This window comes from Trinickia terrae (assembly GCF_005144415.1).
In the GTDB taxonomy this organism is placed as follows: domain Bacteria; phylum Pseudomonadota; class Gammaproteobacteria; order Burkholderiales; family Burkholderiaceae; genus Trinickia_A; species Trinickia_A terrae.
This window is the reverse complement of sequence record NZ_SWJE01000012.1, coordinates 180,132-205,909: the sequence shown is the minus strand read 5'-3', so window position 1 is coordinate 205,909 and position 25,778 is coordinate 180,132. Positions and strand designations below refer to the sequence as shown.

The window sequence follows — 25,778 nt, the reverse complement described above, 5'->3', positions numbered from 1 at the left end:
CATGGAACTTGCGATTCTCACCATCGGTTTTCTGGTCTTCCTCGTGCTCGGGGTGCCGGTGTCGTTCGCGCTCGGCCTCGCGTGCGTGCTGACGTATCTGCATGAGGGGCTGCCTCTCGCGACGGCCATGCAGTCCATGGTGTCGGGCATCAACGCGTTTTCGTTCCTGGCGGTGCCGTTCTTCATTCTCTCGGGCGAATTGATGCTGCACGGGGGCATTGCCGATCGCATCCTGCGTTTTGCCCAGGCGGCGGTCGGGCATTTTCGCGGCGGGCTCGGCATGGCCAATGTCGTCGCCTGCACGCTGTTCGGCGGCGTGTCCGGCTCGCCGACCGCCGATACCTCGGCGATGGGCGGCGTGGTCATTCCGTTGATGAAGCGCGAGGGTTATAGCGCGGCGTATGCGGTCAACGTCACGACGCATGCGTCGCTGGCCGGCGCGCTGATGCCGACGTCCACCAACATGATCATCTACGCGCTCGCCGCGCAGGGCATCACGGGCGTGGTCGCCGGGCATGCGGTGAGCGGCGTGTCGATCGGCGACCTGCTGTTCTCGGGGCTGCTGCCCGTGCTCTGGGTGATGGGTTTCGTGCTGGCCGCGGCGTATTGGCAGGCGGTGCGCTACCGCTTCCCGCGGCGCGCCGACGGTTCGTCCGAGCTGCCGCGCTTCCCCGGCTGGTACGCGGTGGCGAAGACGTTCGTGGGCGCGGTGCCTGGGCTGCTCGTCATCCTCATCATCCTGACCTGCGTCGCGAAGGGCATCGCCACGGCGACCGAGGCCGCGGCGATCGCGGTTGCGTACTCGCTGGTGCTCACGCTGCTCGTGTACCGCACGATGACGTTCAAGAAGCTCGCCGTGGCGCTGACGCGCGCGACGCGGACCACGGGCGTCGTGCTGCTCTTGATCGGCGTGTCGAACATGCTGCGCTTCCAGATGGCCTACCTGGAGATTCCCGGCGCGATCGAGCACCTGCTCGAGCACGCGACGACGATCCCCTGGCTGATGCTGCTCTACATCAACATCATCCAGGTGTTTCTCGGCACGTTCGTCGACATGGCCGCGCACATCCTGATCACCACGCCGCTGTTCCTGCCGATGGCGATGCACTTCGGCGTCGGGCCCGTGCAATTCGGCATCATGATCCTGCTGAACTGCTCGCTGGGGCTCGTGCATCCGCCGATCGGGTCGGTGCAGTTCATCGGCTGCGCGATCGGCGACGTGTCGATCGGCGAGACCACGAAGATCGCCTGGCCGTATTACCTGGCCATTTTCAGCGCGATCAATATCGTGACCTACTTCCCGTACTTCTCGACGTGGCTGCCGAGCCTGATCAACGGGCATCCGGTCTTTTGACCTTCGACGACGAACGCACCCGCTGAATGGGCGCACAGGACCCGGTCATGCGGGTCCTGTGCGCTTATCCACGTCATATCACTGCCAGTTCTGCTCCACCCACTGGCATACGCCTTGCCACTCTTGGCTCTTCATGTACACGTTGGTTTCGTTCTCCATCTCCGCGACCTTTTTCCAGTCGTCCAGCCCAATGGGCTGACCGAGCACGAAGTTGCCGCGCCGGTAGTCGCCGCCCAGGATTTGCTCGGACTGTTGCGCGGCAAGCATGGACGTCGTATCGAGCGTCAACGAGAACAACGCTCTCGCCGGCACGCTTCCGCTTGCCCAGGGCCATAGCCATTTCGAAACGCCCCAGCCCAGCGGATCGCCGATCGCGCTTGGAGGAATACCCTGCGGGCTCATGCCGGTGCCCAGGGACAACATACGCAGGTTCCCCTGGCTGTCCGGGAGACCGCTGGCCAGCGCCTCGGAAATCGCCGTGACGGAGGGGTTGTTGGCAAACACGCCGCCATCCGCGAAATAGCCTAATTCCGCTATCTCGTGCGGCGGGAAATAGGCCGGCGCCGCGGAGGTGGCCAGGGCTGCATCGATCAGGCTGATATTGCGGTAGGCATTGCTTTTTGCGTTGGAGATCGCGCTGGGAACCCAGCTTCGTGCAGCGGCATCCCACAAACGCGCCGAATTGACCACCACGAACCGGGACAGCGAGGCCAGGTTGCCGTCTCCAACCAGCTCCCGGGCGACTTTTTCAAGCCCGGTGCTTACGTATTGGCAGGCGAAAAGACCGGGGCCGGCAAGGGCCACCCTGTTTTCGAGCGCTTCCTTTTGCTCGGTCCACGCCTTGTTTTCCTGGAATATCTCCGATCCCTTGGTTTTGTAGACGTCGACGATTTCCGCAATGGAAACGCCTCGCGCCAGTCCAAGGGCGATCAGCCCGCCGGTGGACGTGCCGGCAAAACCGTCGGCCTTGGCGATAATCCCGCTGCGGCGATCGAGGTCCTGGATCAGCAAGGCGGTGATCAATCCGCGAATCCCGCCGCCGTCGCAGCTCAGTATCTTGAAGGTCATTTCACGTTACCTCTGTCGGTAGAATGGGTGCGTTCCAGTCCGAAAGGCACCGTGCTTTTTGAAGCATCCATCCATTAATGGATAGCACTCGAAAACAAAACAAGCGAGGATTTCAGTGCGGGCATGAGGCAGCCGTCCGGAATGCGAGCGCACGGAAGCCTGTTGTCGAGGCTTCCGTGCTTCGAAGACGTGTGCAGCAGGAGAGGCTACGCCGCGCTTAGCACCGGCCCCAGCTGGTGTTGTACACAGCGACATTGTTTACGTACACGGTGATCTTCAGGCCCGTCGGAATGAACGAGCCGCAAGTCGATGCGCAAACCTTCAGTTGGGCGCCAACCGGGATATGGATGGGAACGTTGATGCAGATGTTCCCGAAAATCGGGAAATTGAAGCAGACTTTCCCCGAGGAGTAGGATGCGCCGACGCATGCGCTGACGGCGAGGGCAAGCACGCCTTCTGAGCTGAGTTGCTGCTGGAGGCTCTCAGGGGTGTGAGTGGACGTGATGTCTTGCGACGTCGCGACCAGACTTTGGCCACCGAAGCCTTCCTTGGTGAAATCGGGAACGACACCGCTTTGACAACCGGGACATTGGCTCATTTTCTTCTCCACGTTATTCAGGTTGCTCGTCACTGCGACGAGTGGGCGTATCGTGGATGACCGCAGCAGGTGAATCCATTACACCCAATAACACCGTTTGCGGCGTCTGAAATTCAATGCGCATATTCGTCAAAGCCGGTGCGCACCGTGTCTCTCGCCATCACATAAAATTCACGATTTTTTAGCCAATACGCATATTGCGTCGCTTGCCTAGTTTTTTAATCTCGGGCAACATCGTCGCGAAAATCGGACAGGGCATCGATGGCCCGATAAAACCAGTCCGGAGAATAATGCGTAATGCGAGCGCAAATCGCGGTGATGTCTCAGGGGCAAGTCCTGTTTCAAAGCGAATCCAAAATCGTGCCCATCAAATGTGTTTGAAGGGTTTCGGCAGCAAATGGCAACTTCGGTTATCAACCACGGCGATTGACCAGTCGCCGGCTCGATTGCCGCATTGAGCGATCGGGCGAAAACCAAGACACGACGGGCGATGGCGACACTAAAAAACAGCGTGTCGGGGGAATCCTGCTTGTTGCGGGCACAGCACGTTTTCGGAAGAGACGAGGCGCGCTGCGATACCGTGACTCCTGGCAACCACGTTTCGCGAATGCATGCGTGCATCCGCTTCAAAGGCGGGCGCTGGGAACTGCGTGACCAGAGCCGCAACGGCACGCTGCTGTCCGGAACGCTGCTGCGGGACGGCGAGCACGCGACGCTGCGCGAGGGCGACACGATCCGCTTCGGCAAGGCCACGGACGTCTGCTGGCATGTCGACGACCTGTCGGACCCCGCCGACATGCTATGGCCCGTGCGCGCGCCCGCGCGTCCCATCGTGCTCGACTCCGCGCACATGCTGTCGGGCGACGCGACGCCCGCGGTCATGGTCGTGCGCTCCTCGTCGGGCGAATGGCTGTGCGACGACCGCGGCGAGCTTCGCGTGCTGCGCGACGGCGATCTCGTGACGACCGGCAACCTCAGCTGGCGGCTGACGCTGGCGCACAAGGATTCGACGCTTGCGCTCGCCGTGCCGGCCGGCTTGTCGACGCTGCCGCAGCGTATCGAATTCACGGTCAGCTCGAACGAGGAACATGTGCGCGCGGTGCTGCATACGCGCGGCGGCACGGTGGATCTCGGCGAGCGGTCGCATCATTACTCCTTGGCCACCCTCGCGCGCGCTCGTTTTGCCGACATGCAGACGGGCTACGACAGCGCCTCGCAAGGATGGGTCGAGGTGGAGACGCTGGCGCGCATGCTCGGAATCGACGTGCCGCACGTCAATGTCCACATTCATCGCGCCCGTGCGCAGTTCGCGGCGCTGCCGGGCAACGGCGCGATCGAGTTCGTCGAGCGCCGGCGCGGCAGCGTGCGCTTCGGCTGTGTCGCGTTCCGGGTCTTTCGCGGCGAGCGGCTCGAATGCCAGTGGCTGCCCGCGGAGCCTGCGCATGGCTTCGTGCCGCACGCAGCGCACGACGACCTGATGCTGCACGCGCTGCCTACGTAGTCGCGCCATGCCTCCCGCCACACTGGCTTCGGCTGCCGATTCACGCATGCCCGCGCTCGCCGCGGACGACGCATTTCCGCCGCCTCGCGCCACCGGGCAGATGCCGGCCGCCGAACTGCGCGGGATGCACGGCTATCGGCTCGGCGCGCTGCTCGGCGAGGGCGGCGGCGGATGGGTCTATCGGGCGGTGCGGATCGACACCGGACGAACCGTCGCCATCAAGCTGATGCGCGAGGACACGGCGCGCACCGCTGTCGAGCGCGAGCGTTCGCGCACACGCTTTGCACGCGAGACGCGGCTGTGCGAAACGCTTCACCACCCGCACGTCGTCGCCTTGCTCGACAAGGGGCAGACGCCCGACGGCCGGCTGTTCGCCGTCTTCGAGCATGTGCCGGGCAGGACGCTGCGCGACATGCTCGCGGCCGAAGGCGCACTCTCCGCGGTCACGACGGGGCTGTTGATGACGCAGGTGCTCGAGGGCCTCGCCGCCGCGCACCGGCAGGGCGTCGTGCATCGCGACCTCACGCCGCAGAACGTGATGGTGACGATGACCGACGGCGTCCCGCACGCGAAGATTCTCGACTTCGGCATCGGCGCGCTACTCCCCGGCGCCGCGCAGGCGGATGGCCGCACGCCGACGCAGTCGACCGAAGTGCTCGGCTCGCCGCAATACTGTGCGCCCGAGCAGTTGCGTAACGAGGCCCCGACGATCCGAACCGATCTCTATGCCTGGGGCCTGCTCGTCATCGAATGCCTGACCGGTCATGCCGTGATGCAGGGCGCGAGCATCGCCGAGATCCTCTATCAGCACTTGAGTCCTGTCGACGTGGCGCTGCCGCCGGCCATCGCGGCTCATCCGCTCGGCACCGTGCTGCGGCTCGCGTTGAACAAGGATCCGCGGCGGCGCGCGGCGTCCGCCGACGAGCTGGCGGCGCAGTTCCGGGCGCTGCCCTTTCAGGCGCTCGTCGGCGAGTTCGATTACCGGCGCGCCTCGCATAGGCGCGCAGAGGTCTCGCGGACGGGAACCGGCAACGGCGAGGCTGGCGTCTACCGGCAAGTCACGGTGCTGTGCTGCCATGCGGGCGTCGCCGCCGAAGCGTCGCACGCGGCAGCCGACGCCGCCTGCCTCGACGCGCTCGAAGCCTGCGAGCAGCAATGGCTGACGAAGTGCGCCGACATCGCGGTCGGTTATGGCGGCGAAGCGTGCGGCAAGCTCGGCGATACGTTGCTCTTCTATTTCGGCACGCAGGACGGCATCGACCGCCCGGCGCGCCGCGCCGCGCGTGCCGCTCTCGAGATGATGCGGCAGGCGGGCCGCGCCCGGCACGAGGCGCCGGCGCTGCCCGGCGGCCGCGAGACGGCAGGCTGTCCAGGCGTCGAGATTGCCGCGGCGATCCACGCCGGCCCGATCCTCGCGCAGGCGCCGCTCACGGCCGGCGGCGCAACCGCGGCCACGGCCGCGAAGCTGCTGCGGCTGGCTTCGCCGGGCAGCATCCTGCTCACCGAGGACGCCCGTCAGTTGCTGGAGCGCCATATCGACCATGCGCCGGCCCCGCTCAGGTTCGCGCGGGCCGGCCACCCGTCCCAGCGCGTTTACACGCTGCTCGGCGAACGTCACGAGCACGCTTCGTTCGATTCGCTGGACCGCAGCGAAGCGCCGCCGATGATCGGCCGCGATCGCGAACGCGAGACGCTGCTTCGCACCTGGCGCAGCGTGGCGGCCCCGGGGCCGGACGCGCAGGACGAGAATCCGCCGCTGCGTCCCGCCCGGCTCGTGATCGGCGAACCGGGCATCGGCAAATCGCGGCTCGTCTACGACCTTTGCGAAACGGTGCGCAAGACGGGGCAGGCATTCGCCTGGTGCGCATGCCTGCCCGAGCGCGTCAATCACGCGCTGTTTCCCTTGCTGCGCTTCGTGGCCGCGCATTGGCACATCGATGCCGACGGAGAGACCGCCGCGGCGCTGGCCGCCATCGACCGCATGATCGAGCCTCTCGATTGCGACCGCGCCGCCGCGCGCGCCACGCTCGCGGCCTGGCTCGGTGTAGCGCGGGAGCCCGGCAGCCTGCCCTGGTCGAGCGTGCGGCAGCAACAGGCGTTGTTCGAGGTCCTGCGCGAGATCGTCGTTTCGCTCGGCGGCGGCGGGGCCGTGCTGTTCGTCGTCGAAGACGTGCAGTGGATCGATCGCGCGAGCGCCGAATTCATCGAATCGCTGCGGCGCTCGCCGTCGTGCCGGTCCGTATGCATCGTCATGACGTCGCGCCCCGAAGCGCTCGAGCGGTGGCGCGCCGGCACCGACCGCATGACGCTGCGGCGCCTGTCGCGCAGCGATACGCGCCGGCTGATCGCGGTGCTGCTCGACAGGCCCGGCATCGACGCGTCCGCGCTCGATGCGCTCACCAAGCACACGGCCGGCATCCCGCTGTTCGCCGAGGAGATCGTGCGCGAGCTGGTGATCAGCGGCGCGGCGCCGGACGCCCAGGGAATCGGCGTGCCCGATCGCTATCCGCTGCCAGGCACGCTGCGCGACATGCTCGAACTCGCGCTCGACCGCATCGACGGCGCGCGCGACACCGCGCAGCTGGCCGCGACGATCGGTCTCGAAGTTGACGCGCGGCTGCTCGCCGACGTCTCTTCCTACGAGCCCGCCGTGCTCGACGAGCATCTGAAGCGGCTGCTGGAAGCACGCGTCATCTACGCGCAGCACCGGCTCGACGGGGTGTCGTACGCGTTCCGCCACGCGCTGATTCGCGAGGCGGCCTACGAATCGATGCCGGCGGCGGTCCGGCGCCGCAACCATGCGTGCGTCGCACGCGCGCTCGGCCTGCGGCCCGAGCGCGGCAGCGGCATGCAGACCCTCAACATCGCGCAGCATTTCGTGCGCGCGCAGGCATTCGCGGAGGCTGTCCCCTACGGTATCCGTGCGGCGCAGCGCGCGCTCGAGCGGGCGCTGCACGACGATGCGATCCGCTATGCCCAGATGGTGCGCGATTGGCTGACGCGCTGCGACTACGCGGGGCAGGCGCGCGACGAGGCCCGCGCCGACCTGGCGCTGGTGCACGCGATGATGGCGCGCTTCGGCTGGGCCGATCCGCAGGTGCACGGTCACGCCGAACGCCTGCTGCGTCAGGTAGACGGCCTCGACGACGCACAGCTCGTCGCGAGCGCGCTCTGGACGGTGGCCACCCGCCATCACGTCGCCAGCGATCGCGCCGCCGTGCAGCGCATCGTCGTGCAACTGCTCGGCCTCGCAGCCAGCTCGAACGATCCCGGCATCCGCGTGGCGGCCCGCTCGATGCAGGGCATGAGCCTCTGGATCGACGGCCACTACCCGGCGGCGCGCGCGGCGCTCGAAGCGGCGCTGGCCGGCTACGACGTGGCGCGCGACGCCGGCCACCGGCGCGTCTTCGGCCTCGACACCCGGGCCTGGTCGATGGCCGCGCTGGCGAGCGTCATGTGGCACATGCAGGACGATCCGGAACCCTCACTCGCGATGGCGCGCGACGCCGTGCACCGCGCGACCTGCACCGATCACCTGCCGACGCTCGGCGTCACGCTGATGTACTTCGCCCGCATGCAGCAATGCGCCGGCGACCGCGCCGGCGCGCGCGCCACGACCGAGATCATCCTGCGCCTGTCGAGCCTCTACGGGCTCAGCGCCGTCGAGCGCTATGCGGCCATCATCCACGCGTGGTCCGGAGGAGACCGGGACGCCGTCGTCGCGCACATCGACGCATTGCGCGGCTCGGGCTGCCTGCTCGGCCTGACGTACTACGCCTCGCTGATCGCGGAGATCGACGCGGCGCGCGGCGACTGGCGCTCCGCCCTGCGCGAGATCGACGCGTGCCTCGCGCTGTGCCGCGAGATGAGCGAGCGCTACTACGAAGCCGAACTGCTGCTGAAGAAAGCGCAGTACCTGATCCATGCGGCGGCGGGCGAATCGTGCGGCGCCGCGAGCGAAGTCTGCCGCGCAGCGCTCGACGCGGCGCTCGCGGCCGGCATGTCGCGCACGGCCGCGAGCGCGCGCGAGATGCTGGCGCGCCTGCGGCGGACAGACGATATCGAATCAGCGTCAGCTTGCAACACCCTCACCACAGGAGCGCTTCAATGAGCAGTCTCGACAGCAGTTTTCCGACCTACCAGCAGTTCCTCGAATATCGCGCGGTCATCATTCAGGCGATCGCCGCCACCTGGCACGACGAGGCGTTCCGCGAGCGCCTGAAAGCGAATCCCAAGGAGGCGCTGCGCGAGCGCTTCGGCTACCGCTATCCGTTCAAGCTCGCCTTGAAGGTGAACTTCGACACTGCCGAGTGGACGCCGGTTTCGAACGGTGGCTGGACCGCGCTCGAGAACAACAGCCTCGAGCTCGTGCTGCCGCCCGCCCCGGCGCGACGGGAGCAGTACGCAGCGGCGCTCGCCGCGTATAACGCCAAGCACATCAGCTTGCCGACTTTCGCCGAACAATGTGAGGAACTCTGAGCATGTCAACGAACAACACCGTCCCCACGCAAGAGTCGATGCTGGAATTCCAGGAAGTCTATCTGCGCGCCATCGCGCTTTCCTGGGAAGACCCGGTCTTCAAGGCCGTCCTGCTGAAAGATCCGAACGATGCGCTGGCCCGCTACTTCGACTATCAATGCCCGTGGATCATCGACCTGAAGATCAGCGAGGCGCCGGCCGGCTACGGCTGGGATGAGGCCGAGCAGAGCTGGAATCTGCCGCACAACGCGATGACGTTCGGCGTGCCGCTGCGTCCGGCGCATGTCGGGGAGGAAGCCATCGCGCTCGCCGCCTACAACGATGCGGGTCCGAACTACCTGTTCACCTGCTGCTGAGCGCCGTCCGGCCGCGCCGGCCGCCATGCGCCGGCGCGCCGGGCGGCAGCCTTGCCGTTCACGCCTTTGCCCATCTCTACGCCCATGCTCGACGATTTTTCTCGCGTGCTTCGCTTCAAGCCTCACTTGCAGGTGCTCGACGCGGGACCCGACGCGCTGTTCATCGTCGACGAGTTCAAGCGCGCGGTCCTGCGCGGCGCGGTCTACGTGCGCGTCGCGGCCTGCCTGCGCGATCGCCTGACCATCGGCCAGACGATCGACGCGCTCGCGGCCGGCTTTTCCGCATGGCAGGTGCTCGCGGCGCTCGACCATCTGGTGCGCCGCGCGTACGTCCGCTCGGACATGCCCGACGCCGCGCTCGACGCCGCGCGCGGCTTCTTCGAGCGGGCGGGGCTCGACGGCGATGCGGCGTGCGAGCGCCTTCGGCAACTGAGCGTGGCGGTCGAGGCGTTCGGCGTCGACGCGTCGGCGCAGAAGCGCGCGTTTGCGGCATGCGGCATCGACGTGGTTCCGGAGGCGGCGTTTACCGTTGCGCTCGTCGATTCGTATGCGCGGCGTGAGCTCGACGAGCTGGCCGAGCGCGTCTCGGCGCGCGGCGGTGCGCTGCTGCTCGTGATGCCCGGCGGAGTGCAGCCGCTGATCGGACCACTGCTGACCTTCACGGACGCCGCGCACGACGCGCCCTGCATCGATTGCGTACGCTACTGGACCTCGCTGAACCGTCCGGTGGAGATGCTGCTTGCGCGCCGTCATGGCGATGCGGCGATGCGTCCGGCGGCGGCGCACACGCGGGCGGGCATGGGCGCGGTCAGCGCGTTCGTCGCGGCGCTGGCCGAGCAGCTCGCCGTCGACGATGCGCGCCGTGAGGCGGCGCGCCGCCAGATCCTGTCGTGGCGCCTCGATACGTCGATAACGGCGCCGCATCGCGTGGCGCGGCGCCCGCAATGTCCGCGCTGCGGCAATCCGCGCTGGATGCGGGAGCAGGCCGGGCGTCCGCCGTCGCTTGCCGCCGGCGTGACGTTCGCGTCGCGCGAAGGCGGATTTCGCGCTTCGAACGCACAGGAGGTGATGCAGCGCTACGGGCATCTCGTCTCGCCGGTCAGCGGCCCGATCGCCTATCTGCATCCGATGCCGAAGCGGCATGCCGGCCTGCGCAAGGTGTACGTGGCCGGCTATCTGGTCTCTCCGCCTGGCATGCCGTGCACGAACCGGTTCGACCGCATCTGCTCCGGCAAAGGCCGCACCGATGAGCAGGCGCGCGTCAGCGCGCTGTGCGAGACGCTTGAGCGCTTCAGCGGCGTCTATCAGGGCGACGAAGCGTCGGTGCGCGCCAGCATGAACGCCTTGCGCACGAGCGATGCGCACGGCGGCGGCGTGCCGCTTCACGTCAACGACCTCCAGCAGTTCAGCGAGCAGCAGTTCGAGCGCCGCGACGTCATCAACGCATTGACCGACGACGCGCGCAAGCAGGTGCCGCAGCGCTTCTGCGCCGACGACGTCATCGACTGGACGCCCGCATGGTCGCTGAACACGGGGACGCGCCGCTGGCTGCCGCTTGGCTACTGCTTTGCCGAAACGCCCGATTCAACCGATGGCCTCCGGTTCTGCGTGCACAACCCGAACGGCAGTGCGGCGGGTTCGTGCCTGGAGGAGGCGATCCTGCAAGGCCTGCTCGAACTGATCGAACGCGATGCGACGGCCATCTGGTGGTACAACCAGGCGCCGCGCCCCGGCATCGATCTGGCGAGCTTCCGCGATGCCTGGTTCGACGCTCTCCTCGCGGAATACGCGTCTCTGGGGTGGCGCCTCTGGGCGCTCGACATCACGCACGACCTCGGCATACCTGTCGTCGCCGCACTGGCCGAGCATCCCGCGAGCGGGCGCTTTTCGATCGGCTTCGGCTGCCATCTCGACAGCCATATCGCGGTGCAGCGGGCGCTGACCGAGGTCAATCAACTGCTCGACGTCACGGCCGATGCCCCGCCTCCGTGGGACGCGTCGAAGCTGTCGTCGAGCGCTTTTCTGTATCCGGCTCCCGCGCTGCCCGCGGTCGATCCGTCGACACGGCCCGGCCTCGACGCACGCGACCTCAAGGATGCAATCGAGCAATGCATGGGCCGGCTTTCATCGAGCGGCATGGAAGTGCTGGTCGTCGACAAGACCCGGCCCGACATCGGTTTGCCGGTCGTCCAGGCCGTCGTGCCGGGCCTGTGCCATTTCTGGCCGCGCTTTGGGGCGCCGCGTTTGTATTCGGTGCCGGTCGAGCAGGGCTGGCTGGATCGTCCACGCCGGGAAGACGAGTTGAACGGCGCGCTGCTGTTTCTCTGAGCTGGCTTCTCAGCGAAACAGAGCCGCGTGCGAGCCGCATGAGGCCGCGCATCGCCGGCCGTGGCGGAGCGCTTCAGTTCGCTTTGTTGCCGCGTTCCGTCAGCGGCGTGTAGTCGTAGCTCGCGAAGCTGCCGCCCTGATACCGCTGGGCCGTCGCATCGAGCGGATTCGACTTGGCGAGAATCTCCGCGGCATAGTCTTCGGCGTTCTGGCGCGGGCGATAGCCGAGGCGCGCGGCGCCGGCGTTGTCCCAGTAGCTGCGCGTGTTGTTCGACACGCCCCAGACCACCAGATAGCCGATATCCGGCACGTTGATCGCTTGATCGATCATGTGCAGCAGGTCTTCGAAACCGAACCACGTGCTCAGGTGGCGGAACTCGGCCGGCTTCTCGACGCAGCTGCCGATGCGGATGCAGACGCTTTCGATGCCGTGCTTGTCCCAGTACAGGCGGGCGATGCCTTCGCCCCACATCTTGGAGAGGCCGTAAAAGCCGTCCGGACGGAACTCGCAGTCGAGCGCGAGCTTGTCCTCGACAGAATGCATCCCGATCGCATGATTCGAGCTCGCGAAGATGATGCGGCGCACGCCGTGGCGGCGCGCGCCTTCGTAGACCTCGACGAGCCCGCGCAGGTTGTTCTCGATGATCTCGGGCAAGGGCCGCTCGACGCTCGTGCCCGCCATGTGGATCAGCACGTCGACGCCTTGCATCAATCGGTCGACCACGGCCGGATCGCGCAGGTCGCCGTGCATGACGTCTTCGCCGTCGACGAGCGGCTCGAGCGGATGCGAGCCGGCCGCCGAGCGCAGGTTCACGCCGCGCTCGAGCAGGGCTTTGCGCAAGACGCGGCCGAGCTGGCCCGCCGCGCCGGACAATGCAACTTTCTTCACGATTCGGATCCTTGTTGAAGCAGGCCTGGGCAAACGAGCTGCATGTAAGACATCGTCATTTATCTACGCAAAGTTGTCAAGCAAGTTGCGGCCTGACTCGGGGCTTTCCCTGGTGCGGGCGCGGCGCTCAGGAACCGAACATACGGTCGAGCGTGCACTCGAGGTGTTCGCGCATGGCGCGCTGCGCCCGCTCCGGGTCGCGTTGCCGGATCGCCTCCAGCACGGCGAGGTGCTCCTGCTGGGCGAGTTGCCGGCGCTCGATTGGCCTCACCAGCGACAGGTTGCGCGATAGGTTCACGCTGAACAGCATCTGCTCCTGGATCGCCGACAGCGAGGCGACGAAAAACGCGTTCTTCGTTGCGCGCGCGATCGCGAGGTGGAACGCGAAGTCGTCCTTGGCGCCGACGCCCGAGGCCTCGACGACGGCCTGCATGTTGTCCCACTCGCGGCGGATCGCGGCGATGTCGGCGTCGTCGGCCTCCCGGGCGGCAAGCGCAGCGGCGCCCGATTCGGTCACCACGCGAAATTCATAGCAGCGCCGGATATCCGACAACGTCTCGAGTGGCGCGAAGCGGCGCACGTTGGGGTCGGGACGCCGCACGACGGTCGTTCCCGAGCCGTGGCGCGTGGCGATGATGCCGTCCGCGCGCAACTGGGCGAGCGCCTCGCGCACGGTCGGCCGCGACGTCGCGAAGCGCCCGGCGAGCGCGTGCTCGGTCGGCAGCCGCTCGCCCTCCTTGTACTCGCCCTCGATGATGCGGTTGAGTATGTCGCCATAAATTCGCGCCGGCATGCGCGGCGATTTCTGTTCGGCCATGGTGGGACGTATGCGAAGAAGAGGGGTTGGCCGGGGGTTACAGCGTGCCTGCGAACTCGGGCTCCGGCAGGCCGGCGACGCCCGGATTCAGCGCGAATACGTAGCCGTCGTGCTCGCCCGCGGAGTCCGGGCGGATGGTCGTTACGAACAGCGTGTCGAAGCCCGGCCCGCCGAACGCGCACATCGACGGCTTGGCCGCCGGCAGCGCGAGCTTGCGGTCGAGCCGGCCGTTGGGCGTGAAGCGCAGGAGGAGGCCCGCGTCGTTGGCGCAGGTCCAGTAGCAGCCGTCGATGTCGATCGCCGCGCCGTCGGGGCGGCCGGTGTAGTCGTGCAGGTCGGCGAAGAGGCGGCGATTGGCCGGGACGCCGTCGCCGATGTCGTAGTCGAAGGACCAGATCAGCCGCTTCGACGGATGGGAGTCGGAGAGGTACATCGTGCGGCCGTCAGGCGACCAGGCGAGGCCGTTTTGCGTGCACAGGCCGTCGACCACGGGGGCGGACAGGCCCGAGCGAGTGTCATAGCGGTACAGCTTGCCTGCGGGATGCGGCGCGGCGGCATCCTGCACCATCGTCCCCGACCAGAAGCGGCCCTGGCGGTCGCAGCGGCCGTCGTTGAAACGCATGCGCGGGGCGTCGTGCGCGACGGCGGCGAGGAGGCGTGTGTGCGCCGTGCCTTGCGGGGCGGGAGCGTCGCTCGGAGGCTCGTGCAGCGTGACCGCGAAGAGTCCGCTTTCCAGCGCGGCCAGCACGGTGCCGTGGTGGTCGAACGCGATGCAGCCCACGCGCTCCGGCAGCCGCCATTCGGTGCGGCGCGCGTGGGAGAGTTCATAGCGGACGAGGGTTTGCGCCGGAATGTCCACCCAGTAGAGCGCGTCCTGCGACGGTCGCCAGACCGGGCTTTCGCCGACTGAGCAGCGGCGGGCGTCGTGCGTTTCCAGAAGGCGGACTTGCGTTTGGGGCGTGTCGACGAGCGGCGTGGGTGGGGTTGCGGGGGATGCGGTCATCGTCAAAGCCTGGGTCGTAATCGTCGAAGCGGCGCCCGGCTGATGCAGCGGCGGGCGGTCTTGCGCGGAGTTGTGCCCATGTTGTAATACAACATGGGCCTTGTCAATCGATCGCGAGACCGTCGAGCCAACGTTTCACCGACTGAATCACGGCATCGCTCTCCTCGCGATGCGGGACGTGACCGCAGTTCGGGAGGATCTCGATGGCCGAATGCCCGGCGGTCATGCCGGCAATGCGCTCGGGGTGGCGCGTGGAGCCGTACTCGTCCTGATCGCCGTGGATGGCGAGCACGGGGCACTGCACGTGGCGCAGATCGTCGTCCAGGTTCCAGCCGGCGAACTCCGGAGCCAGCCACGTATCGATCCAGGCGCTCAGCACCCAAGCGGCCTTGTCGCCGTGATATTTCGTCAGGCGGTCGAGATGGCCCGGCTGCTGGAACGCCTGCTTCGCGTCGAGAATGCCCGCGATGGTGCGATCTTCGACGAAGGCCTGGGCGGCTTCGGTGACCAATGCGTTGCAATGCGCCGCGTGGGCGGCCGCGCAGCATACGGCCATGCCGCCACCGACGCTATGGCCGAACGCCACGAAGCTTTCGAGCCGCAGCGCGTCGAGCAAAGCGCGAAAGCCGGAGCGCGCTTCGTTGCGGACAAAGTCGAACTCCAGCTTGCCGCGGTGCGGATCAGACTGGCCGAAGCCGAGCCGGTCGTAGGCGATCACGCTGCGGCCGGTGGAAAGGGCAAGTTGCTCGGGAAAGTCACGCCACAACTCGACGCAGCCCAACGAATCGTGAAATAGCATGATGGGTGCGTCGCCGTGGGAATGCTCGGGTGCCGGGTTCCAGCGCTTCGCGAACAGCCTGCCTTCCGCCGTGTCGATCCAGATGTCTTGAGCCGAGATGAAACTCATGCGGTTCCTTTGGAGCGTATTCACGCGAATTCGAGTTTTTCTCCGGCACTCCGATATAAAGCGCGATCCCGCCGAATAGCCGGTAAATGACTCTTATATCAGATGGAGTGACTAACGCGCTTTATGTCGAGACTCTCGACCATTGGTGTGGTAGCTGCCCTCGCGTTTCTGGCGGGCTGCGCCGCTCGCGTTCATGCGAGCGGGGCAACCACAGCAAGCACCTTCGGAGCGCGTGAAGGATTAGAACCGGAACGCGCCGAACAGATCGCTGAGCGCCGGTGAATTCACGGGCACATACGGGTTGGAGGGCAGTTGCACGGGGTCGGGAAGATTGTCGCGGCTACGCGACGTAATCGGACCCAGTGACCAGTTGCGTTCGATGAATTTGACCAGCGACGCGTGATCTGAATAATCATGCGACACCCGGCCGCCGCGTGAATACGCAGAAACGACGATCAACGGAATGCGTGGGCCGTCGCCGAAGAAATCCACCGGTTGAATATAGCCGGAGTCGTAGTAGCCGCCTCCTTCATCCGTGGTGATGAAGATTGCGGTCGATGCCCATAGCGCGGGGTTCGCCTGAATGGAATCGACGATCTTGTGCACGAAACCCTCGTAGAGGCCGAACTTCGAGGACGACGGGTGTCCATCGAGCAGCCCGCCGGGCTTCACAAAGGAGACTGCGGGCAACGTGCCGTTCGCGATATCGGAATACAAGTTCGTCGTATCCTGAAGATGCGCGGCCACCAGGTTTGAATTGGCCATGATCGCCGTTTCATACAGAAACGGGTTGCAGATATTGCAGTAGACACTCGTTGGAGAATTGGCCACGAATGTGGTCCACCCCTCGCCGTAGTATTTCCACGAAATGCTGCTTTTGAGCAGAGTGTCGGCGATCGTTTTCACCGGCGAAGGCGGAATGGTGAATGCGCTCGTATTGACGGAGCCGTCGCCGTTGTAGCCCGGGTTGTAGTTGTTGAGGAGATAGTACGTGTTGGGCGCGCAATTGGGATTGGGGTGAGACGGCAGGGAGTCGAGGTAGTGACGAAGTGCGCCTACGCCGGGCTGCTGGGGATCCGAGCAATTGCTATACGTGCCGCCCGAATAGCCGTCCTGCGCATACCAGTTGTTGGTGCCTTTCTGCGGCCGCGGGTTTTCGATCTCGTTTTGAGGTGGCGTCGCTGCGTTGCCGTTGCTGTCCGTGTAATAGAGGGCATCGGCCGTACCGATCATGATGCTGTTCGCGCCTGTGCCGCCCATCACCGGCTGGTGATAGTTGTCGCTGATCGTGAATTGACGCGCGAGTTCCGTGAAATAAGGCATGTCGCCGCTGTTCACGTTATAGAACCCGAGGGCCGTCGCGCCTTCGTGGGTGGACTCATCGTTGAAGTTGGCCGGCTGCGGCTTGCCGTTCGATCCGGCGCCTACGGTGGTCTCGACCCATGCGAACAAATCCATCTTGCAGCCGCTCGGGTTATCGAACGTTGCGCGATTCGCGTTGCAGTCGGCTTGCTGCCAGTTCTGGTAGAAGCGATGCACCGGGCTATTCATGTACTGGTCGTAGTTCGGCCCGACGCGGGAAATTTGAAAAGGTCCATTCGGCAAGTTGTACAGGTTCGATCCGAAGCGTGTATCGGGCACGTCATTCGGAAGCCCCGTTGCACCGGTGGTCAAATGAACAACGTCTTTAGGGTCGAGGGCATAGCCTTCGGCCGCTTGTGCGGCCGTGAGCGTGGCAAATGGCGGCGGGTTGGCATCGCTCGCAGCGGACGGAGCCGAGCCCGTGTTCGGCGCCGGCAACGTCGGATAGGGATGTTTCGATTCCGGACTCAATTCAAACCGTGACGGATTGCTTGCTTTGGCCGTGTATTGCGCTGCGAGCCAGAAGTTGGGGCCAGGGGCGCCATCCGCGGTAATGATGCCCTTCGAGAGCAGGTTCGATACGCTCTCGCCTCTTCGCGGTTGATAAGCGCCGAACACATGATCGAATGTGCGGTTCTCGCCCACGATGATGATGACGTGCTTGATCGGCGTCGTTGTCGCCAAAGAGTTATCGCTTGCAGGCTGAGACTGGCTGTCTGCGGCAGCACAGTAGAAGGTCGTGCCGGCCGCTAGGGCGACCGCGGCACATAGGGTCTGAACGGGATGCAGTTGGATGCGTGATCTTGATGCATGGCTCATGGATGTCTCCATTGACGGGTCGGGCTTCCTTGCTTGATTGCCGAGCAGAACAAAATCCCTACAATCATTACCGCGCGTTACAACCCAGAAACCCTAGACCGTCTGGATGACGAAGAGGAGGCGCTAAAAAGTCGGTTTCTCGCGTGTCACATGACGATGCTTACGCTTTCCGTGCAGTGACCTTTCGTCCGTTTAACCATTTCATCCCGGCAAGTACGGCGAAATATTCTTCAAGGCGTTTTCCACATACGCCTCTTTCTCCCCGACAGGCGCAACGTAATGCAGCGCCGACGCCGCGGCCTCGATGCCTTCCGTACGAGCGATGACCCAACCCGCGATATAAGGCGAAGCCAGACAACCTCCCGCGGTCGCGACATTGCCTTGTGCGTAGAACGGCTGGTTCAGAACCTCGACACCCGCCTCCTGGACCCAGGGCTTCGTCGTCAGGTCGGTGCATGCCGGGACGCTGCCGAGCAGTCCCAGCTTGGCGAGGACCAGCGTGCCGGAGCACTGCGCCGCGATCAGCTGGCGCGATGGATCGAGCGCCAGGCGGCCCATCAGTTCCGCGTGAGCGACGACCTCGCGCGTGCGGCTCCCGCTGCCGACGATCACGGCATCAGCCGTGTGCGCATCCTCCAGCATCGACTGGGCTTGAACGGTCACGCCGTTCAGCGAGGTGACCGCTTGTTGCGGGCAGCACAACGTCACGCGCCAGCCGGGTTTCTTGATGCGATTGAGGATGCCGTGGGCGATGAGCGAGTCGAGCTCGTTGAAACCGTCGAAGGTGAGGATGGCGATGTGCATGGCGTTTCCGGGCGAGCCGCCCGGCCGAGTGGGGATGCGAGCCATGCTAGGGGCAAAGGCCAATACAATCAAAAAATTGTCCTTAGTACATCGCGCCATGACCCAAGCCCGATATCAGCCGCTCGTCGACGAACTGGCGGCGCAGATCCGCGCCGGCGATTTGCCGCCAGGCACCCGCCTGCCCACTCACCGCCGTCTCGCGGAGCGCCACGGCATCGCGCTGGTCACGGCCACACGCGTATATGCCGAGCTCGAATCGATGGGCTTGGTCAGCGGCGAGGTAGGCCGCGGCACGTTCGTGCGCGAGACCGTGCTGCCGCGCAGCCTGGGCATTGACCAGCATGCCGTGGCCGACGGTGTCGTGGATCTGAACTTCAACTACCCGTCGCTGCCCGGGCAAGCCAAGCTGCTGAGCAGCGCATTGCGGGAGATCGCGGCGGGCGGCAATCTCGAAGCCTTGCTGCGCTATGGCCCGCACGGCGGCCGGCTTCATGAGCGCGCTTGCGTCGCGCGGCACCTTGCGTCCCGGGGGCTGGCTGTCGAGTCGTCGAGCGTGCTCGTTGTCGACGGCGCGCAGCATGGCCTGGCGGTGACGGCGATGGCGCTGCTCGGGCCGGGCGACGTGGTCGCGGTCGACTCACTGACTTATCCGGGATTCAAGGTGCTTGCCGAGATGCTGCGCCTGGAATTGACGTCGATTCCGGCGGCGGGGCAGGGCTTCGACCTGGACGCGCTGGAGCGGCTGTGCTCGCGCCGCCGTGTGCGTGCGGTCTACGTCATGCCGACGCTTCACAATCCGCTTGGCTGGGTGAGCGGCATAAGCTGGCGGCGCCGGCTTGCGGCTATCGTGCGGCGGCACGGGTTGATTGCTATCGAGGACGCTGCCTATGCGTTTCTGGAGAAAGATCCGCCTGCACCGCTGGCCTCGCTTGCGCAGGAGGCGACGATCTATGTCTCGGGTCTGTCGAAGAGCGTGGCGACCGGCCTGCGGTTCGGCTTTATCGCCGCTCCGGCCGCCTGGGTGCCGAAGCTCGAGCGGGCCATCCGCGCCACGACATGGAACACGCCGGGACTCGTGACGGCGCTTGCCTGCGCTTGGCTCGACGACGGCACGGTGGATCGTCTCGAAGCCGAGAAGCGGCGCGATGCGGCCGCGCGGCAGGTTATTGCGAGGAAAGTGTTGGCTGGGCTGATGCTAGCCGGGCATCCGGCGTCGTACTTCACCTGGCTCTCGTTGCCGCTGGAGGTTCGGGCCGATCGTGTGGCCGCGGCGCTGCTGGAGGAAGGGATTTCGGTGTCGACGGCAGAGCCGTTCGCGACATCGAAGCAAGTGCCGCATGCTGTTCGTTTGGCTCTTGGATCGGTCGGGCTCGATAGGCTGCGTGAGGCGTTGCAGGTTGTTAAGCGGGTGGTTGAGGGCCAGATGTATTGATTGAGTTGGCTATGCCGGTCGTGTCGGTGCCCGCTTTTTATGGCGGTGCTGAGCGTCCGGCAATAGCCGGTTTCAAAGCTTCGACATTGGCTGTGACGGGTGCGGAATTTGGTTTTGAACTTTCGTCGCCGCTCCCTCTCGACCGACCGCTAATAGCCGACTGGCTGGGTCTGCATTGCGCATCACCCATTCAGTTGGATTCGGTGTTCCCGTGCCTCGCGCACGCCAGATGCTCTCGCCGACTCATGCTGCACCTGCCCGGCAATAATGCCAAGGCGGGCATCGCGACGTACGGCCGCTGACACATAGCTATCTGTAGTGACCTGCATTCGACGGCGCCGGCCTGCATTTCACCGCCGCGGGCTAGGATTATCTGCAACTGACCGGCGTCAGATTTCACAATGGCCTACAACCTCATGCCCACAACTGGAATGGCAGTGCAAGAGACGGCGGCGACAACGTAGTGCCGTTCAGCCCTTGGAGTCCTTAAAGGATCTATGCAATGGAAATAATCAAAAAGTATGAGTCGTTCCACGACTGGTACCTGATGGGGGTCGCCGCCGATCTGGACGTAGGCGAGGTAGAGCTACGTCTGCTGTTCGACAACAAAAAGGATCATGCACGCCTAGTTTTCAAGGGAGCGTCGCGGTGTCTAGTGAACGATTTTCTGATACAGAACATCATTTCCTCGATGGAAGTGCTGACAGATTTTGAAGCGAACGAATATAAGCGAGCGCTCGATGCACTGGATAGTTCGTATTCCTGGGGGCGAAACAAGCCTAGAAAGAACATCGCGGCAATCACAGCAACACTTGGCGCTGAATTGTTCATTGAGTTTGATTCACTGGCGGTCGAAACCACCGTCCAATGATGGTCGAAGAATTTTCGAGTAGGCAAAGCATGAGCATGAATGAATTTCGCCGACTGGCAGCGAAGATCGATCAGCACATGCAACAGCCTTCTTCGCAGGGCGTCACATGGAAGATGCGTTCGAGGATGAACGCAACAAGAGGTCTGGCCGGGATTCGGCTAGGGGTGCCCTCAAGAAAGCCCCGGGCCGGAAGATCGGTTGTCGTATCGATTGCCGTAATGGGAATCAGGAAAGGTTTTACGCGCCGCTCATGGGAAGCGGATCGGCGTCGCACGGCACGCCGGCGAATGCATCCGGCCGGCCTGGCATGGGCTCGCATGTGCGCCAGGTGCCGCACATGCGCCGCACGCAGCGATGCCAATATCCGCGCGCATTTGGCTGATACGCGTCGCCGCCGGCGTCGGGCGATCGGCGGGTAGTGGCCGACTCAGCCTCTTCCGCCTCGGCGGCTTCCTGGGCCGCGCACCAGTCGAAGAACGCATTTTCGTAACGCTCGACCAGCGAGGCGAACGCGGGTTGCGCATGCAGCCAGCGCAGCGCTTGCCACTCGGCGATGCCGATTGTTCGTTGCAAATCGGGATACGGTGCAAGCGAGCCGCCGCACGCGATCAGCGCCAATGCGTAGCGCCCATCGAGGCCACTGAACGCGCGCAGCACGTCGACGGGCAGGATCGATTTCGCGAAATGCAGGCACAGCGTTTCCGCACTTCGCAGTGCAAGACTCGTGCTGTCCACGGTCGGCATTTCGCGAAATCGCGCGTCGTAGCGTGTGAGCGCTGGATTGCACCAGCGCGGCAGCGGGCAGAGTTTTACTTTCCACGCCTGCGCGAGCGCTTTGGCAAAACCCCAGGCATCGGGGATGGGGGTAACGCGATCGGTTTGCGTCATGGGTAACGTCCTTGGCGATTCACGGGATATCGCCCCGCGCCAGGCGGAGCGCGAAGTTCGCAGCAGCGCCGCTTCCAGCGTCGGCGCTCGTCGCGGCGGATTGAGGATGTCCGGCCGCGCAACACATGGCCGGACCCGCGACAGTCAGGCATTCGCTGGGTCATCAGGATCAGGATCCGACATCGCCGGCGCCGTCGGGACGCGCACGCGGACCACGGCGCGCGGTGGTCGCTTTGCGCCGGCCGCGTCGATATCCCTGAATCCACTTGGCGTAACGGAACGTGCCCGGGGCATAGCGGTTGTCCTGATGGGCGCTCAAATCGTCCCCCAGGCCGGCCTTCACGCCCTCCTCGAGCGCCGTCGCGCCATCGTCTACGGTGTATTCCGGCGCCTTCGCAACCACGTCGAACTCATGGCGCGGAAACATGTCGAGCAGCGACGCCCAATAGTCCATGCGTTCACGGGCAACGTGACTCGGCACCAGTACCAGCGCTTCGGCCACGAGGTTGCGCTCATAATCGAGGCGCGCCGCAAGGGGCCAATCCAGCGTGTCGCGCAGCGCATGCCGACGCAGGGCGATGAGCGCCGCAGCCGCCTTCGGATGCAGGCGCGCGAGCTGCCGCTCGACCTGGCGATCCGCTTCCGCACGCCGCATGGCCTGCTCCGCCATCTCGAAAACGACGTGAAACGCGCTGTCGTAGCCGCCGGCCTGCAGCCCGTACGCGTCGAACATAGTCGTCACGCCGAGCTCGCGGTGGTGGGCGCTCGCACGCGCCAGCCTGACCGCCCGGCCGAGCGGATTGGCATGCTGCGCGCTTAGGCGAGCCAGCGCGACGTCCAGCCCACGCGCATACTCGATGAGTTCCGCGCGCGACATCTCCTCCGCGATCGCGCCGTCGCCCGCAGCATGCGTTTGCGCCAGCGCTGGCGTCGGCGCGGACCTTCCGCGCCGGGGTATCCGGCTGACAAAGCGCCGAAACAATGTGCATGCTTTCAAATCAATCCCACCCCATACATCACGCTTTCTAACTCGCAGTCATGACTACATTCGTTGTCGTTGCTGCGTTTCGTCATTCCCGGCCTATCGTTGATGGTCTACCTCGTTGCCAAACACATATATGCGAATTGGATAATTATTCGTGTGCCGAAATTCATTGCGAGAAAATCGCATAAGTGCGCGATACTTCCGAAGCCATTTTCCCCGTTGCATAGAAGCTCGACATCCGTAAAGACTACGGATTCCGGACGGATATCAGACTCATACCCTCATCCCTGTCGGCGCCGATAATGCATCGCTGATTGATCAACTCGCCCCGTGCGGTGTAACCTTCTCGGCGATGCCTTTCGAGAATTATTGCGCAGACTTACCGCCTGACTTTTACGCATTTTGGGTGATATGAATTTAAGCAAATGCTTTACAGAATGCGCGAATTAGCCTCAAAAATTCGTGATTTGCCATGGGTAACGGTAGTGCTGACGCGGCCCCGTCGGAGGCGCTTAGTTCCGCTCTTTGTCACCGCAGTCCAACGGCGACAGCACGTCCTCCCGCGTTTAGGCTTGCTTTGCAAGGAAATCCTTATCATGATGTCGGATAGTGCAATTATTAGCTTTATCGAAAATTTCCCGGTTTCCGCCAGTCTCAAGGAGGCCGATACCGGTAAATACATCGTGAACAATCCCTATAACTCGATGCAATTCGGTGTGCAGAATCCCAAAGATCTCGCCGGCCTGACGATAAAAGACCTGAAATTTCGTCAGCCGGAGTGGGGGGCGCAGTATGCAACCATGATAGAGAAGCTTGATTTCCGCGCGCGGGAAATGAAATCTCACGTGCTCGGCAGGCATCAATTCCTTGATGACAACGGCGCGGCGCAGCTGGAAGAGATGGTGAAGTTTCCCGTGCTGGGTTCGCGACGCAACATCCTGGGTATCGTGACCTATCGGCATGACCTGACCCCGACACTGCCTCCGAGCAATCTCTATAAGCTCCACCGGAAGTTTTATGGCGCGACGAACGCAATCAAGCGAGTGTTGATCTGCCTCGAGATCGATCGGTGCTTCGCCGCGGCGCCGACCGATGCCCAATTCCGGGTGCTCTTGTTGAAAATCGAGCGCTTCACGAACAAGGAAATCGCCAAGTTCATCGGCATCTCCGACCGAACGGTGGAATGCCATTTGGACGCGCTGCGCCACAAGGTCATCGACGGCAATTTGCCCCGCGTGCTCTCTCTCGTGAAATGGAACACCGTATGCGCCAGCGATTCAACCCCCTGCTGAAAATCGCGCTCACGGCGAATCTGTTCGAGTGGTACGAGTTCTCGCTCACCGCCTTCATGGCCTTGGAGATCGGTCGGCTGTTCTTTCCCGCCACCACCGACAAGACCGCGCTGGCGCTGAGTTTCTCGGTGTTCGCGAGCAGCTATCTCGTGCGGCCGCTGGGCAGCGTCGTCTTCGGCATCGTCGGCAATCGGCGCGGCCCGGGTACGGCATTGAAGCTCAGCATGATCGGCATGGCAGTGCCGGCGTCGTTGATCGCGTTTTTGCCTACCTATCAAGCGGCCGGCTATCTCGCGACGGGTCTGCTGATTGGCCTCAAGCTGCTGCAGGGCTTCGCCGCGGGCGGGGAAATGCCGCTGAGCGGCTATTTCGTGTCGCTCAACGCCGCAGACAAGGATCGCGGCCTTTACTGCGCCTGGGTGGTCGTCAGCGGCTTCCTGGGCATGTTGTTGGCATCGGGCATCGTTTTCGCATTGCCGTACGGCGCGGCGCTGCTGTCGCGGCTGCCGGGTACGGCAACCGCCGGGCATTGGGCTGAGTCATGGCGCTGGCCCTTTGTGCTCTGCATCCCCATGTCGCTCTGGATCTACTCGCTCCGGTCCTCGATCGCCGGCGAGACGGACCGTCAGGCGCATCGCGTGACCCAGGCAAGGCCGATACTGCCGCTGATCCAGGCCATGATCCTGGTTGCCTTTATGGAAGTGCTGATCTACACCGCGTTTGTCTGGTTGCCAAACTACTTGCACAGCTACCTCGGCGTGTCCGCTTTCGACGCCCGCCTGACGAACGTGCTCACGCTGGTAATGTTTTCGATCTCGATGGTGCTCGCGGGCTACGCCACGCGTTGGATCGATGCGTCGAATATCGTGCTGCTCGGGATCGGATTGCTGGTCTGCAGCAGTTACGGGCTGTTCGCGCTGTTGCAACACGGCGATTTTTCGACGCTCTTGCTGGCGCAGGCGGCGCTCGCCGTGATGGGTGGATGCGTGGTCGGCGTGATTTTCGTCGTGCTGCCCGACCTGTTTCGAAACAACTGGCGCAGTTTCGGCATGGCGAGCACCTACTCCTTCGCCACCGCGCTTTTCGGTGGAACCGCGCCGGTCGTGTGCGCCTATTTGATCAAGGTCACGCATCTGCTGACGGCGCCAGCGCTCTACATCATGGCGATGGGTGTGCCGGCCGCGCCAGTTGCGTACCGCATCTGCCAGCAACGGCGGAGACAACGTCGTTTTTCTCTTGACGCGATCGCGCTCGAGCAACAACGGGAACCGTCCTCGACTCTCTAACGCTTACCGCTGAGCCTCAATGACCGATTTGACCCACCTGCCGCCGACCTGTCTCGTGACGCCGGAGCCGCCGGCCGGCAAGCCGCTTGCCGATTTTGTCGCGGACCTCGAGAGGACCCTGGAAGCGGGCGTGCGCCTGGTACAGCTGCGAGCGAAGACGCTGAGCGCGACGGAGTATGTCAGCCTCGCCGAACAGGCCCTCGCGTGTTGCCGTCGTCATCACGCGAGGTTGCTGCTGAACGCGCCCATTGAGGTGGTGCAGGCCGTGCAAGCCGACGGCGTGCACCTCACCAGCACGCGCCTGATGGCGTGCGCCAGTCGACCGCTGCCGCCCGGGCTGCTGGTGTCGGCCGCATGCCACGACACGCACCAAGTGCTGCACGCGAACCGGATCGGCGCCGATCTGTTGACCGTCTCGCCGGTGTTGCCGACGGCGACGCACACCACGGCTGAGCCCCTGGGCTGGCCGCGTTTTCGCGAACTCGTGGCGCTGACCACGATCCCGGTCTATGCCTTGGGCGGCATGACAACTGATCGCTTGGCCGAGGCCCGCGAAGCCGGCGCGCATGGCATCGCGGCGATTCGCTCGCTGTGGGCTGGCGTGGTTGAATCCAGTTGATCGCGCAGGCCAATAGAAGAAACCAGCCGGCGCCGTCGAATGCAGGTCCGGTTGCAGATAATCCCGGTTTGCGCGTCCCGTCAGTTGCAGTTAATCCTGGCAGGAAAGCGCGTCGATTGC

At 64.6% G+C, this 25,778-nt stretch carries 21 protein-coding genes and 1 pseudogene; 11 read left to right on the top strand and 11 right to left on the bottom strand.

Features of this window, described 5'->3' with window-relative positions; translation table 11 throughout:
- Position 1 precedes the first annotated feature (1 nt).
- Entirely contained in the window at positions 2-1,354 is a 1,353-nt protein-coding gene (locus FAZ69_RS22130; protein WP_136897223.1) for a TRAP transporter large permease, read from the top strand.
- Between the two features lie 78 nt (positions 1,355-1,432).
- Here FAZ69_RS22130 and FAZ69_RS22125 read toward each other — a convergent pair whose 3' ends face one another.
- Positions 1,433-2,422, bottom strand: coding sequence for a patatin-like phospholipase family protein (locus FAZ69_RS22125; RefSeq protein WP_136897222.1), 990 nt, complete (start codon positions 2,420-2,422; stop codon positions 1,433-1,435).
- Positions 2,423-2,639: 217 nt separating this feature from the next.
- Positions 2,640-3,020, bottom strand: a complete 381-nt coding sequence (locus FAZ69_RS22120; protein WP_136897221.1) for a hypothetical protein — start codon at positions 3,018-3,020, stop codon at positions 2,640-2,642.
- 490 nt (positions 3,021-3,510) lie between these two features.
- On the opposite strand from FAZ69_RS22120, the gene FAZ69_RS22115 reads away from it, so the two are divergent.
- From FAZ69_RS22115 to FAZ69_RS22095, 5 genes are all read left to right on the top strand, one after another.
- Complete coding sequence (locus tag FAZ69_RS22115; protein WP_136897220.1) at positions 3,511-4,521, top strand: FHA domain-containing protein; 1,011 nt, start codon at positions 3,511-3,513, stop codon at positions 4,519-4,521.
- 7 nt (positions 4,522-4,528) lie between these two features.
- Positions 4,529-8,632 (top strand): TOMM system kinase/cyclase fusion protein, encoded by a 4,104-nt coding sequence (locus FAZ69_RS22110; protein WP_439654787.1) that lies wholly within the window; start codon positions 4,529-4,531, stop codon positions 8,630-8,632.
- Positions 8,629-9,000 carry a BMA_0021/BMA_0022 family TOMM bacteriocin gene (locus FAZ69_RS22105; RefSeq protein ID WP_136897219.1) on the top strand — a complete coding sequence of 124 codons (372 nt, stop codon included), beginning with the start codon at positions 8,629-8,631 and terminating at the stop codon, positions 8,998-9,000. The genes FAZ69_RS22110 and FAZ69_RS22105 overlap by 4 nt, the downstream gene beginning before the upstream one ends.
- A 2-nt stretch (positions 9,001-9,002) precedes the next feature.
- The gene (locus FAZ69_RS22100; protein WP_136897218.1) at positions 9,003-9,356 is read left to right on the top strand and encodes a BMA_0021/BMA_0022 family TOMM bacteriocin; all 354 of its coding nucleotides are present in this window, start codon (positions 9,003-9,005) and stop codon (positions 9,354-9,356) included.
- An 84-nt stretch (positions 9,357-9,440) separates the two neighbouring features.
- Positions 9,441-11,684 (top strand): TOMM precursor leader peptide-binding protein, encoded by a 2,244-nt coding sequence (locus tag FAZ69_RS22095; RefSeq protein WP_136897217.1) that lies wholly within the window; start codon positions 9,441-9,443, stop codon positions 11,682-11,684.
- Between the two features lie 73 nt (positions 11,685-11,757).
- Here FAZ69_RS22095 and FAZ69_RS22090 read toward each other — a convergent pair whose 3' ends face one another.
- The 6 genes from FAZ69_RS22090 to FAZ69_RS22065 form a co-directional block, all read right to left on the bottom strand.
- A complete protein-coding gene (locus FAZ69_RS22090; RefSeq protein WP_169708728.1) occupies positions 11,758-12,573 on the bottom strand; it encodes an NAD-dependent epimerase/dehydratase family protein in 816 nt (271 codons plus the stop codon).
- A gap of 127 nt (positions 12,574-12,700) precedes the next feature.
- Positions 12,701-13,390 (bottom strand): FadR/GntR family transcriptional regulator, encoded by a 690-nt coding sequence (locus tag FAZ69_RS22085; RefSeq protein WP_136897216.1) that lies wholly within the window; start codon positions 13,388-13,390, stop codon positions 12,701-12,703.
- A 37-nt stretch (positions 13,391-13,427) separates the two neighbouring features.
- On the bottom strand, positions 13,428-14,393 hold the full coding sequence (locus tag FAZ69_RS22080; RefSeq protein ID WP_136897215.1) for an SMP-30/gluconolactonase/LRE family protein: 966 nt from the start codon (positions 14,391-14,393) through the stop codon (positions 13,428-13,430).
- 103 nt (positions 14,394-14,496) lie between these two features.
- A complete protein-coding gene (locus FAZ69_RS22075) occupies positions 14,497-15,300 on the bottom strand; it encodes an alpha/beta fold hydrolase (RefSeq protein WP_136897214.1) in 804 nt (267 codons plus the stop codon).
- 240 nt (positions 15,301-15,540) lie between these two features.
- On the bottom strand, positions 15,541-17,481 hold the full coding sequence (locus tag FAZ69_RS22070) for an alkaline phosphatase family protein (RefSeq protein WP_136897213.1): 1,941 nt from the start codon (positions 17,479-17,481) through the stop codon (positions 15,541-15,543).
- 201 nt (positions 17,482-17,682) lie between these two features.
- Positions 17,683-18,285 (bottom strand): DJ-1/PfpI family protein, encoded by a 603-nt coding sequence (locus FAZ69_RS22065; RefSeq protein ID WP_136897212.1) that lies wholly within the window; start codon positions 18,283-18,285, stop codon positions 17,683-17,685.
- Between the two features lie 97 nt (positions 18,286-18,382).
- Here FAZ69_RS22065 and FAZ69_RS22060 point away from each other — a divergent pair, with 97 nt between their 5' ends.
- Entirely contained in the window at positions 18,383-19,717 is a 1,335-nt protein-coding gene (locus FAZ69_RS22060; protein WP_136897279.1) for an aminotransferase-like domain-containing protein, read from the top strand.
- Positions 19,718-19,932: 215 nt separating this feature from the next.
- Here FAZ69_RS22060 and FAZ69_RS34025 read toward each other — a convergent pair.
- A pseudogene (locus FAZ69_RS34025) lies at positions 19,933-20,028 on the bottom strand (transporter substrate-binding domain-containing protein); the annotation flags it as partial.
- 191 nt (positions 20,029-20,219) lie between these two features.
- Here FAZ69_RS34025 and FAZ69_RS22050 point away from each other — a divergent pair.
- On the top strand, positions 20,220-20,588 hold the full coding sequence (locus FAZ69_RS22050; RefSeq protein WP_136897211.1) for a hypothetical protein: 369 nt from the start codon (positions 20,220-20,222) through the stop codon (positions 20,586-20,588).
- 237 nt (positions 20,589-20,825) lie between these two features.
- On the opposite strand, the gene FAZ69_RS33360 is transcribed toward FAZ69_RS22050, so the two are convergent.
- Together FAZ69_RS33360 and FAZ69_RS22040 are read right to left on the bottom strand one after the other, a co-directional pair.
- The gene (locus FAZ69_RS33360; RefSeq protein WP_169708726.1) at positions 20,826-21,476 is read right to left on the bottom strand and encodes a hypothetical protein; all 651 of its coding nucleotides are present in this window, start codon (positions 21,474-21,476) and stop codon (positions 20,826-20,828) included.
- 169 nt (positions 21,477-21,645) lie between these two features.
- A complete protein-coding gene (locus FAZ69_RS22040; RefSeq protein ID WP_136897210.1) occupies positions 21,646-22,353 on the bottom strand; it encodes a hypothetical protein in 708 nt (235 codons plus the stop codon).
- Between the two features lie 704 nt (positions 22,354-23,057).
- Between FAZ69_RS22040 and FAZ69_RS22035 the strand changes: the two genes are divergently transcribed.
- From FAZ69_RS22035 to FAZ69_RS22025, 3 genes are read left to right on the top strand one after another with little or no spacing between them, the layout of a single operon-like run.
- Positions 23,058-23,753, top strand: a complete 696-nt coding sequence (locus FAZ69_RS22035; protein WP_136897209.1) for a helix-turn-helix transcriptional regulator — start codon at positions 23,058-23,060, stop codon at positions 23,751-23,753.
- On the top strand, positions 23,726-25,039 hold the full coding sequence (locus tag FAZ69_RS22030) for an MFS transporter (RefSeq protein ID WP_240702403.1): 1,314 nt from the start codon (positions 23,726-23,728) through the stop codon (positions 25,037-25,039). Before FAZ69_RS22035 ends, FAZ69_RS22030 begins: the two co-directional genes overlap by 28 nt.
- A 19-nt stretch (positions 25,040-25,058) precedes the next feature.
- A complete protein-coding gene (locus FAZ69_RS22025; RefSeq protein WP_136897208.1) occupies positions 25,059-25,658 on the top strand; it encodes a thiamine phosphate synthase in 600 nt (199 codons plus the stop codon).
- Positions 25,659-25,778: the final 120 nt, after the last annotated feature.